A 10643-nucleotide genomic window follows, 5' to 3' on the forward strand; every position below is an offset into this window, starting at 1 on the left:
CCCCCTTTCGGCTTGCGGATCGCTACGCTCTCCGAGCCTCAAGCCCTCTCCCGCCGGGAGAGGGGTCAGAGCACGACGCGCCGCGCCTCTGTCGAACCCGACATTCCCCGGATCCTCGATCCACTCCGCTCCCGTCACCCGCAGAAACGCCCGCAACGCCTCCCGCCGCTCCCCCAGCATCGGCCGGAGCAGCATCAGCCCGCGCCCCTCCGGCCACGCCGGGCTGGGCGACCACTCCCGCAGCCGCCCGAGCGTGGAGCCGCGTTCACGCATCCAGTCGCTCTCGTCCACATCGTCTGCGGTGTGCCCAAACAGGACGACCCGCGCCCCGGCCTCCCGCGCGGCATCGGCGACCAGCGCGTGCCTCGCGCGGCGCGCGGCGGCGGGCAGGCCGGTCGCGGGCTTCTCCCCATCCCAGCGCCGAAGCATCCAGTTCGCTCCCAGCCGATGCGCCTGGGATTCGCAGAACCGATTCCAGTCGGCGCTGGCCGGCGTCAGCCCGTGATCGACCGTGATCGCCAGCAGCTGCCGCCCGGCCCGCTTCGCCCATGCGGCGGCGATGTGGAGCAGCGCGAGAGAGTCGCCCCCCCCGGACAGCGCCAAGGCCACCGGATGAGCGACATCCCGCTCCAGCCGCGCATCGAACACGGCGGCGACGCGGCGCTCCAGTCCGGCACCGGGGCCGTCCCGGTTCAGCGGCAGTTAGCCTGTACGCGCGTTCGTGCGGCGATATCCCGCAGGGCCGGCGTGGAACTGGCGGCGTAGCGGCGGTCGTACTCACCCAGAGCAGCACAGGCTTGTGGATCTCGGTTGGTGGCCTCCAGCCCGCGCGCGAGTTTCAGCGTCACTTCCCCGGCCCAGCCCTCCGTCGGCCAGCCTTGCAGCGCCTGCGCATACTGCTGAACCGCACCAGCCTGGTCGCCCCCGGCGCGGATGATGTCACCGATACGCCACATCGCCTCGCGACCCGAGGGCGTGTCGGCCCAGGTCGAGGCGACCAGTTCCAGTGCCGCGCGGCCGCGTGCCGGGTCGCTGGTCAGAAGGGCGCGGGCGGCCGCCAGATCGGTCACGGCGTCGCCGGTCGGTGAGCGGGCCGCGAACTCTGCGGCCTCCCGGGCGGCAGCTTCGGCAGCCTCCTTGGCGGCTTCCAGAGCGGCGATCCGCTCCTCTGCGTCGACCAGCCGGGTGCGCAACGCCGAGTTGTCGCCACCCGCCCCATCGAGCTCGAAGGTCAAGCGCTCGAGATCAGCGTTCACGCGCCGGACCGTCTGCTCCATGTCGCGCAGGCGCTGGTCCATGATGGCCACGCGGCCCTGCAGCGCGACCAGCTCCGGATCCGACTCTACCAGTACAGGAACGCCCTGATTGTTCCTCTGGGTGATGGCGCGTTCCAGGCGGCGCACGTTGCGGTCCAGGTTATCCAGGCGGCGCACATCCCACTGGATGGCGGGCAAGGGCTGGGTCTGGGCCACCACTCCGCCAACGATCACGCCGGTCGCGACGGCGGCCAGCGCCAGGGTGCGGAGGGTCTTGGGGCTCGTCTTCATGAGGGCAGAGCTTTCACCGATTTGAGGCCACTGCAAGGCGTCAGAAACCCAGACCGAAAAGGATCACGCCCACCAGGAACAAGGTGAAGACGAACAGGCTGAACAGCATCAGAACGAAAGTTCGCCAGAGCGCCGAGAACCACCCGAGAGAATAGGTCCCCTTCAACTGGGCGTACATGTGAACCGGCACACCGAGACCGAGGATGGAGCCAATCCCCGCAACCGTCGCTTGCCACCAGTTTTCGTCCGTGCCCGCGATCCGATCCAGCATCGACAGGCCCATGAAGAAGATGGCCATGAACGTCAGGGAATAGAGCACGAAAACGCCGTGGTCGTACCAGGTGAAACCTCGCTTCAATACGAACAGAAGCCAGACGAAGGGGATCGACAGCGGCACCAGCAGGAAAGCGAATTTGTAGAGCGTCTGCTGTACCTTGTAGAAAGCGAAGTCCGGATTGCTGAGTTTTTCCAGGATCTTCTCCTGGAACTTCTTGTCGCCGACGCCGATGGTGACATTGCCGTCTCGCACCGCGTCCGCCACACTGGCCTGCCAACTGCCCGGCGCGTAGCCATCTGCACGCGGCCCGGCTGTGCGGGCCTCCTCCAGCCGTGTCAGTTCACCCCGTGCGGCTTCGGCAGCGGTACGCATGCCCGCCAGAACAGCCTCGGCTCCCGGCTCGCCGACAGCCACGTCTCGCTCGGCCTCCACGACGGCCGCCTCAGCCTGGGTGACCGCCTCCCTCGCCGTGGCGATCCGCTCGTCCAGCGTCGCAACATTGACGACCCCGCCCCCCCCGAAGCTCATCAGGAAGAACATCAGGAAGACGGTGAACAGGAAGATGGCCAGCGGCGAGACGTAGCGGGTCCGCTTGCCCTGAATCCATTCACGCGTCAGCCGGCCAGGGTTGAGCAGCAGCAGCGGCAGCGTGCGCCAGATGCGCGCATCGAAGTGCAGGACGCCGTGCAGGACCTCTTCGAACAGGTGCAGCAGGCTGCGGTGGACGTGGGTGGCTTGGCCACAGTTCGAGCAGAACTTGCCCGACGTCGGTTCGCCGCAGTCCGTGCAGGTCTTGTGAGGTTCGCCGGCGTGCCCGGTCGGCTTCTCCACGGCGGCCGCGATCAGGCCCCCGGTCGCCGCTCCGCCCGCGGCGTCGATGTCCACCATGCTCGCCCCCTGGCTTCGTCGCCACTACTGTGACGCGACGCACAAGGGGGGGCAAGCACGCTCGAGCAGCCAGGCTCCGCGGGCCGAGCGTTAGCGCACAAGAACGCCTACTGCGCCCCGGATACGATCGCCGTATGGCCGTTGCGGTTGCGGGCCCAGGCCTCTTCATTGGACCCTTGGGCGATCGGGCGTTCCTTGCCAAAGCTGATGGTGTCGATCCGGCCGGCCGAGACGCCGCGCTGGATCAGATAGTTGCGGATCGACTCCGCGCGCCGCGCGCCCAGCGCCAGATTGTATTCCCGCGTCCCGCGTTCGTCGGCGTTGCCTTCGATGCGGACCGTGACCTGCGGATAGCGCTGCAGCCAGGCCGCCTGGGCGTCCAGCCGCGGATAGGCCTCCGGGCTGATCTGGTAGCTGTCCAGATCGAAATAGATGCGGTCGCCGACGTTGACGACGAAATCATTCGCCGACCCCGGCAGGGTCGCCCCGAGGCCGCTACCCTCGACCCCTCCCCCGTTCGGGCTCGGGTAAGGCGGGACGTTCACGCTTGACCCTCCGCCGTCCACGACCCCGTCCACCGGGCGGCGCGGGGCGCAGGCGGCCATGGCTGCGACGGCGACGCCGATCAGGGCGACCTTGGCAATACGGGATGCGGACATCATGAGCTCGTCTCCTCTGTCGTCTCCGGTGCCTCTCCAGGGCAAAGCTTAAACGGCACCGGGTTACGTCCTATAGCGTCAGCCGGGGCGTTGACGCGGTTGTGAGCGTCCGGGGGCCCCGCCCCGGAGAATTCCTACGAATCGCAGCTGTCGGGACCGCCTCGACCGAGGTTGGTGGGCGTTTCGGACAATAACGGCGACCAGGCCGGATCGCTGCCCCGACCCTGGTAGGCCGACTCGGCGATCACTCGTCCCGACAGGTCGACCATCCACAGATTGGTGGTTCCGCCACGCGTCTGGCGCGAGAACATCAGGTAGCGGCCGTTCGGAGCCCATGACGGGCCCTCCTCAAAGAAGCTGCGGCTCAGCATGCGCTCGCCGGAGCCGTCAGGGGCCATGACGCCGATGCCGAACTGGCCGCCTCCCGACTTGGTGAAGGCGATCAGGTCGCCGCGCGGGCTCCACGCGGGGGCCGTATAGCTGCCTCCACCACGCGAGATCGGCCGTTGCCCTGAACCGTCGGCGTTCATCACATAAAGGCGCGGCGTACCCGAGCGATCGGAGTTGAAGACGATTCGCGTGCCATCCGGATTGAACGAGGGCGAGGTGTCGATGCCGGGATCGGTCGTCAGGCGCGACAGCCGCCGGGTCTGCAGGTCCATGACGTAGACGTCCGTATTACCGCCCCGGATGATGGAGAAGGCGACCTTGGTTCCGTCAGGCGAATAGCGGGGCGCGAGGGGCTGACCGTCGAATTCGCCCAGGCTTTCGCGGCGATTGGTCGTCAGATTGTACAGATAGATGCGGCTGTAGTCCTCGCCCAGCGCCATGTAGATGATCTCGTCGGGATTGGACGAGAAGCGCGGCGTCAGGATGATCTCGGTGCCATCGGTCAGGAAGTTCGGGTTGCCGCCGTCCTGATCGACGATCGCCAAGCGGCTGAGACGGTTGAGACCCGTGCCGCTCTCGGCCACGAAGACGATCCGGGTGTCGAAGAAGGCGCTTTCGCCCGTCATGCGCTCATAGACGACGTCAGCGATCTTGTGGCCGATGCGCCGCCATTGCTCGGGCGTGGCGGTGAAATTGTAGCTGACCAGCTGGCACTGCCGGTACGGGTCATACAGGCGGAAGCCGAAGTCGTTCCGCCCGTCTGCGCGCGGCGTGACCGAGCCATACAGCACCGCTTGGGCCCCGATCTGGGTCCACTGCGGAAAGTTCGGCGCATTGGCGAGCGTCAGTCCGGTCTCGATGAAGCTGGCCGGATTGATCGGCTCGAAGAAGCCCGAGCGGCGCAGATCGCCCGAGATGACGTCGGCGATGGACGCGCCGTTCTGGCCACTGAAGGGTGCGACGGCGATCTGGAAGGGGCGCATGACGCCCTGATCGATCTCGACCTCGATGGGCTCGCCGGTCTGGGCGGGCTGCTGCTGGGCTTGCTGGCGCGAGGGGCCGCCGTTCAGGCTCTGGGTCGTGGTCTGGGCCTGTACCAGGGACGCGGCGGCGAGGCCAAGCGCGGCGACGGTGGTCAGGAGCAGATTCAGACGCATCGATGTCTCCGAAGGCGGCGAGGCGAGAGGTCGTCGGACCTTATCCCCGGCCCGTGTGACAAACGCCAGCTTGGCGGCGATTGGGGCGAGATTCGGGACGGCAAGTCCTGCCGGGGTGGGTCGTCAGGGATTGTCAGACGCACCTCAGCGGTTCCGGCAGGCCCGCTCGGTGTTGAACGTCGGCCGGAACTGGCCGCCCGGAAAGCCTTGGGGCACGTCGAAGGGGGCGGTCTGGCGCAACGCCCGGAGAGCGCCGTCCGCCGCCGCGCGATAGACGCTGTCCGAGCGCGGATTGCGCAGGGTCGGCCCGGAGGTAATGCGGCCATCGGCGGACAGCGTGACGTCCATCTCGATGCGAAGCTGGTTCGCGCCAGGGATGTCACACGGAAGGGTCCAGTTCGGATAGACCTGATTGAAGATGGCCGTGATCTGCGGCCCCGTGGTCTGGGCGGCCTGCCCGCGTCCCTGCTGGCCGGCCGGTGCGCGTGGGCCGGGCGTCGGGGCGGGACGACGCGGACCCGCCAGAGCGTCCAGATCCAGCGGCGGCGCGTCAGACCGCGATGGCGCGGGCCGGGTTTCGGCCCGGGGAGGTGTCGGCCGCGTCTCCGGACGCGGGGGCGTCGGCCTCGGCGGTGTCGGGGCCGGGCGTGTCTCGCGCGGCGGCGTCGGACGGGGCGTCGGGGTGGGCCGGGGTGGCGGAGGAGTCGGAGCCGGTGCCGGCGGCGTGGGCTCGGTCGGGGTCGGCTCGGGCGGGCTCTCGACCGGCGCGGTGGCGGCGTCCTCGGTCACAAGTTCCTCAGACGGGTTGTCGGCCGGGGCGGCCTCGATGACCTCAGACGAGACGATCGACACCGGCACCGAGTTCACCATCGGCACGATGACCTCGCTCTGGGGCCAGCGCACGAAGAACAGGGCCGCCACGCCCGCGTGCAGCAGAAGCGCCCCCAGGACCGCCGGCGAGGGTGACCGCGTCGCCACCCTCTATTCCTCGGCCGCCGTGTCGGTGATCAGGTTGATCTTGGTGAAACCCGAGGCCGACAGCCGCGCCATCACCCGTGCCACCGCCTGATAGGGTGCCCGACCGTCGGCGCGCACGAACACGGACAGCTCGTCGCGCTCGGTCTCGCCCGCCGCGTCGCTGACCCGCTCGATCAGAGCGTCGAAGGCCGTCTCGTCGCGCTGGACAAAGATCGCCCCGTCCCGGTCGATGGAGACGGTCACGGGCGGCTTTTCGGTCTCGACCGCGCTGGCCTCGGTCTTGGGCAATTCGACTGGCACGCCCACGGTCAGCAGCGGTGCCGAAACCATGAAGATGATGAGCAGCACCAGCATCACGTCGACCAGCGGCGTGACGTTGATCTCCGACAGGGGGCGCTTCCTCGCCCGGCGTCGCCCCCGAACGTGGCCTCCCCCACCTGCGCCCGCACCCAGCGCCATGTCAGACGCTCCGACGGAAGCCGAGATCGGACGGCGGCGGGGGCGGGGTGGCGACGGGCGCGGATCCGCCGCCCAGACGCCGCGCCACGGCCGCCTGCAGGTCGTCGGCGAAGCTCTCCAGCCGACCGCTGAACTTGCCCGCGTCGATCGAGAACTTGTTGTAGGCGATATAGGCCGGAATGGCCGCGGCCAGGCCGATGGCCGTGGCGAACAGGGCCTCGGCGATGGCCGGTGCCACCGTCGTCAGATTGGTGTTGCCCGCCGCCGCGATGGCACCGAACGCGTTCATGATGCCCCAGACCGTGCCGAACAGGCCGACGAACGGCGAGGCGGTGGCGACCACCGAGAGGACGCCCAGCCCCTCCTCCACACGTTGACCCTCGCGCGCGATCAGACTGTCCAGCGCGCGGTCGATACGGGCGATCAGCAGATTTCCTTGCGTGTCGGTCAGCGGCCCTTTGGCTCGGCTCTCACGCCAGTCGGCGAGCGCGATCTGGAGCATGCGCGGCAAGGCGTGGGTCGGCTCCGGTCCGGCCTGGGCGGCGACCTCCTCCAGCGATCGTCCGGAGGCGACAGCGGCTTCGAAGGCGTCGGCCTGACGGTTCAGGGCGGCGAAGCGGAAGGCCTTGTCGATGATCACCGTCCACGACCACACCGAGGCGATGGCCAGGCCGATCATGACCGACTTCACCACCCAGTCGGCGGCCATGAACAGGTGCACGGGGTTGAGAAGGCTGACTTCGGCGGCTTCGGCGGTCATTCGGTCGTCCCAGGTTCGAGGCCCGATCTATGCAGCGATCAGGCATGGCTGTTCTATGGCAGAACGGCGCGGGATGTCCTTACCGGAGCCTGCCGAAATCTGACGGCCGCCGGTCTGTGGCGCGAAAGACTCAAGCCCCGCCCGCCAGCCACGGCGTCACCGCCTCGACCAGAGCCTTGCTCGGACGGCGCGGCCGCCCGTCCAGATGGATGCAGACGGCCGTCACCTCGGCCCGGCACAGCGGCTCTCCGTCCCGCTCGATGATCTGGGAGATCAGCAGGCGAGGCCCCTTGATCGCGTCATACTGCGTGCGCACCGTCAACGCGTCGTCGATGCGCGCGGGCTTGAGGAAGGTCAGCTTCATCTCCGCGAGCACGAAGGCCATCGGTGCCGCGTCCTCCAGCAGCTGGGCGTGGCCGATCCCGATGGCGCGCAGGAAATCCGACCGCCCCCGCTCGAGATAGCGGACATAGTTGGCGTGATAGACCACCCCGGTGAAGTCGGTGTCCTCATAGTAGACCCGCACGGGCAGCAGGTGGTCGCGCCCGTCGAACCGGCCGGAGGTGGGGGTGTCGGTCATGGCATCGTCCTCGCCATGAACTGATCGAAAAGCGGAACGGTGAAGGCGGTGTCGCCGTGAGCCGGACTGTAGACCATGCCCTTCTGGATCAGGCTGGCCCGGACCGGGCCGGTACTGTTCACCTTGACGCCCAACTCCTGCGCGATGTCTCCCGAGCGATGTGGGCCCGCTCCGAGCCGCGCCATGGCGCTGAGATACCGCTTCTCGGCTGGGGTCAGCCGGTCGAAGCGAACGCGGAAGAAGCTGCGATCCAGGGCGGCAACGGCTTCCGGCGTCGCCTGGTCGACATCCCCTACGCCGATCTGCGGACCCGCTGCCCCAAGCCAAGCGTGATATCCCCACTCCTGCAGGAAGTAGGGGTATCCCTCTGTCAAGTCGTGAATTCGACGGATTGCGGGCTCGGTGATGTCCGCGCCCTCATCTTCAATCGGCGTGCGCAATGCGAGACGTGCGTCATCTAGAGAAAGCGGTCCGGCGACGGGGAAGTCGAACAGTCGCTCGGCGTATGACTTCGACCGCCCCGTCAATCCGACCAGTTGTGGTAGGCCAGCCCCGAAGAGGGTTAGCGGCAGTTGGCGTTGCGCCACCTTGTGCATGCCGACGATAAGGGCGCTCATCTCGATTTCGTCGAGATACTGAAGCTCATCCATGATCAAGGCCGCCGCCGTCCCGCGTTCCCGAGCAGCTTCTCCAAGCGCGATCAGCAGATCAGGCAGATCGGCTTCAAGGTCGCCACTGTCGGCCAGACCAGGTTCAGGCTCGCCTTCCAGACTGATTTCAATGTCCTGGTACCGGACGCGGATGGCGGCCGCGAAACCTCTGAGAACGCGAAACGCCCGCTTGGCGGCTGCGTTGGCCTGTTCGCCCCGATCCAGCTTCAAGATCAGGGCCCGCAGCGCGGGTGTCAGCAAAGCGGCGAGGCTCTTGTTCTCCGGTGCCTCGATCATCTCGGCGACGTAGCCCTGCTCATCAGCGAGAGCCAAGATGCGATTTAGGAGAACGGTTTTCCCGACGCCGCGCAGACCGACAATCATCACGCTCTTAGCGTGTCGGCCCCTTTGAGTGCGCCCGAGGGCGACCTCCGCCTGGTTCAAGATATGCGTTCGGCCGGCTAGTTCAGGCGGTGGAGACCCCGCGCCGGGGGCGAAAGGATTTCTAATCGCGTCCATGATAAGAAAGTTATCATATTCTAAGCTAGATGGCTTATATTTTCATAAGGTCTCTATTCGAACAGCCCTGCCTGTGGATTTCCTGGTTTGGGCGGCTCCGCCAATCCGAGGTGCGCATAGGCCCGGGCGCAGGCCATGCGGCCGCGCGGCGTCCGCTGGATGAAGCCTTGCTGGAGCAGATAGGGCTCGATCACGTCCTCGACGGCGTCCCGGGCCTCGGCGATGGCGGCGGCCAGCGTGTCCATGCCGACGGGGCCGCCGCCGTAGTTCTCGATCAGGGCCTTGAGGAAGCGGCGGTCATTGGCGTCCAGACCCGCCTCGTCGATCTCCAGACGGCTCAGTGCGCGGGCGGCGACGAGCCTGTCGATGACGGGCGCGCCCTCGGCCCCGGCGAAGTCACGCACGCGCCGCAGCAGGCGGCCGGCCACGCGCGGCGTGCCCCGCGACCGCGAGGCGATCTCGCGCGCACCGTCGTTGTTGATGGGCGCGCCCATCTTGCGCGCCGCGCCGGTGATGACGCGGACCAGTTCGTCCGGCGTGTAGAACTCCAGCCTCAGCGGGATGCCGAACCGGTCGCGCAGAGGCGTGGCCAGCAGCCCCGCCCGCGTCGTCGCCCCCACGAGGGTGAAGGGGGCCAGGTCGATCCGCACCGACCGCGCCGAGGGCCCCTCGCCGATGATGAGGTCCAGCACATGGTCCTCCATGGCCGGATAGAGGATCTCCTCGACCGCCGGGGCCAGGCGATGGATCTCGTCGATGAACAGGACGTCGCGCGGTTCCAGATTGGTCAGGATGGCCGCGAGGTCGCCCGCCTTGGCCAGGATCGGCCCGCTGGTCGCCCGGAAGCCCACGCCCAGTTCGCGCGACACAATCTGGGCCAGCGTCGTCTTGCCCAGCCCCGGCGGGCCGAACAGCAGGACGTGGTCCATGGCCTCGCCGCGCCCGCGCGCCGCCTCGATGAAGACCTTCAGATTGCCCTTGGCCTGCTCCTGTCCGACGAAGTCCGACAGGGTCTGCGGGCGGAGCGCCCGGTCGTAGGCCTCGCCGGGTGCGGCCTGGCCGGAGACGATGCGGTCGTCGCTCACCGCCCCAGCTCCTGCAAGGCCGCCCGGATGACGGCCGACAGATCGGCGTCGTCACCCAGCCGGATCAGGGCCTGATCCACAGCGCGGCGCGCGTTGACCTCGGCAACACCGAGACCCAGCAGGGCCGACACCGCCTCGCCCGTGACGCTCGGAACCGGCGCGGCGGCCTCGACGTGAACCCCCGGCGCGGACGGGGTGAAGGACACATCCCCCAGCGGCTTGCCCTTCAGCTCGGTGACGATCCGCAAAGCGAGCTTCGGCCCCACGCCGTTGGCGCGCCCGACCGCCGCCTTGTCCTCGCGCGCCACGGCCGAGGCCAGCTCGCCCGGCGGCAGCACGTCCAGCACCGACAGCGCCGCCTTGGGCCCCACGCCCTGGATGCCCAGCAGCGTCGTGAAGGCGCAGCGCTCGTCCCGCGTCAGGAAGCCATACAGCCTCGGCCCGTTCTCGGCCGACCAGCTCTGTTCGACATGAAGCGTCGCCTCGTCGCCGGGCGCCGGCAGGCGCTGGAGCGTCCGCGCCCCGCACGTCACGACGTAACCCACACCCGCGCAGTCGATCAGGCAGTGCCCCTCCTCGACCTCGGCCAGGACCCCGCGCAGGCGACCGATCATGACGCGATCCTCCCCCGGGGAGCGAAGCGGAACGGGGGAGGGGGACCGCCGCGCGCTTGCGCGGGGGTGGAGGGGGCGGC

12 protein-coding genes are annotated in these 10643 nt (G+C 68.4%); all 12 read right to left on the reverse strand.

The window, feature by feature from the left end:
• Positions 1 to 648: tRNA lysidine(34) synthetase TilS (gene tilS / locus IP78_RS09705; protein ID WP_231680979.1), on the reverse strand; the 648-nt coding region annotated here is incomplete at its 3' end.
• Positions 649 to 692: 44 nt separating this feature from the next.
• Complete coding sequence (locus tag IP78_RS09710; protein ID WP_054111483.1) at positions 693 to 1547, reverse strand: tol-pal system YbgF family protein; 855 nt, start codon at positions 1545 to 1547, stop codon at positions 693 to 695.
• 40 nt (positions 1548 to 1587) lie between these two features.
• A complete protein-coding gene (locus tag IP78_RS09715) occupies positions 1588 to 2712 on the reverse strand; it encodes a DUF3667 domain-containing protein (protein WP_054111484.1) in 1125 nt (374 codons plus the stop codon).
• A 107-nt stretch (positions 2713 to 2819) separates the two neighbouring features.
• Positions 2820 to 3371 (reverse strand): peptidoglycan-associated lipoprotein Pal, encoded by a 552-nt coding sequence (gene pal / locus IP78_RS09720; RefSeq protein WP_054111492.1) that lies wholly within the window; start codon positions 3369 to 3371, stop codon positions 2820 to 2822.
• A gap of 134 nt (positions 3372 to 3505) precedes the next feature.
• Positions 3506 to 4918, reverse strand: coding sequence for a Tol-Pal system beta propeller repeat protein TolB (tolB, locus tag IP78_RS09725; protein ID WP_054111485.1), 1413 nt, complete (start codon positions 4916 to 4918; stop codon positions 3506 to 3508).
• 144 nt (positions 4919 to 5062) lie between these two features.
• Positions 5063 to 5896, reverse strand: a complete 834-nt coding sequence (locus IP78_RS09730) for a hypothetical protein (RefSeq protein ID WP_054111486.1) — start codon at positions 5894 to 5896, stop codon at positions 5063 to 5065.
• A gap of 3 nt (positions 5897 to 5899) precedes the next feature.
• The gene (gene tolR / locus IP78_RS09735; RefSeq protein WP_054111487.1) at positions 5900 to 6355 is read right to left on the reverse strand and encodes a protein TolR; all 456 of its coding nucleotides are present in this window, start codon (positions 6353 to 6355) and stop codon (positions 5900 to 5902) included.
• A 1-nt stretch (position 6356) separates the two neighbouring features.
• Entirely contained in the window at positions 6357 to 7115 is a 759-nt protein-coding gene (gene tolQ, locus IP78_RS09740) for a protein TolQ (protein ID WP_054111488.1), read from the reverse strand.
• A 130-nt stretch (positions 7116 to 7245) separates the two neighbouring features.
• The gene (gene ybgC, locus IP78_RS09745; RefSeq protein WP_054111489.1) at positions 7246 to 7695 is read right to left on the reverse strand and encodes a tol-pal system-associated acyl-CoA thioesterase; all 450 of its coding nucleotides are present in this window, start codon (positions 7693 to 7695) and stop codon (positions 7246 to 7248) included.
• Positions 7692 to 8864 (reverse strand): ATP-binding protein, encoded by a 1173-nt coding sequence (locus IP78_RS09750; protein WP_082384944.1) that lies wholly within the window; start codon positions 8862 to 8864, stop codon positions 7692 to 7694. The genes ybgC and IP78_RS09750 overlap by 4 nt, the downstream gene beginning before the upstream one ends.
• Before the next feature lie 53 nt (positions 8865 to 8917).
• On the reverse strand, positions 8918 to 9949 hold the full coding sequence (gene ruvB / locus IP78_RS09755; RefSeq protein WP_054111490.1) for a Holliday junction branch migration DNA helicase RuvB: 1032 nt from the start codon (positions 9947 to 9949) through the stop codon (positions 8918 to 8920).
• Positions 9946 to 10563, reverse strand: a complete 618-nt coding sequence (ruvA, locus tag IP78_RS09760) for a Holliday junction branch migration protein RuvA (protein ID WP_054111491.1) — start codon at positions 10561 to 10563, stop codon at positions 9946 to 9948. Before ruvA ends, ruvB begins: the two co-directional genes overlap by 4 nt.
• Between the last annotated feature and the right edge of the window lie 80 nt (positions 10564 to 10643).

The sequence above is a fragment of the Brevundimonas sp. AAP58 genome (genome assembly GCF_001295975.1).
Classification (GTDB): Bacteria; Pseudomonadota; Alphaproteobacteria; order Caulobacterales; family Caulobacteraceae; genus Brevundimonas.

Coding starts and splice junctions, on each gene's coding strand:
- IP78_RS09710 (WP_054111483.1), bottom strand. CDS start 1,547: ATGAAGACGAGCCCCAAGACCCTCCGCACCCTGGCGCTGGCCGCCGTC.
- IP78_RS09715 (WP_054111484.1), bottom strand. CDS start 2,712: ATGGTGGACATCGACGCCGCGGGCGGAGCGGCGACCGGGGGCCTGATC.
- pal (WP_054111492.1), bottom strand. CDS start 3,371: ATGTCCGCATCCCGTATTGCCAAGGTCGCCCTGATCGGCGTCGCCGTC.
- tolB (WP_054111485.1), bottom strand. CDS start 4,918: ATGCGTCTGAATCTGCTCCTGACCACCGTCGCCGCGCTTGGCCTCGCC.
- tolR (WP_054111487.1), bottom strand. CDS start 6,355: ATGGCGCTGGGTGCGGGCGCAGGTGGGGGAGGCCACGTTCGGGGGCGA.
- tolQ (WP_054111488.1), bottom strand. CDS start 7,115: ATGACCGCCGAAGCCGCCGAAGTCAGCCTTCTCAACCCCGTGCACCTG.
- ybgC (WP_054111489.1), bottom strand. CDS start 7,695: ATGACCGACACCCCCACCTCCGGCCGGTTCGACGGGCGCGACCACCTG.
- IP78_RS09750 (WP_082384944.1), bottom strand. CDS start 8,864: ATGGACGCGATTAGAAATCCTTTCGCCCCCGGCGCGGGGTCTCCACCG.
- ruvA (WP_054111491.1), bottom strand. CDS start 10,563: ATGATCGGTCGCCTGCGCGGGGTCCTGGCCGAGGTCGAGGAGGGGCAC.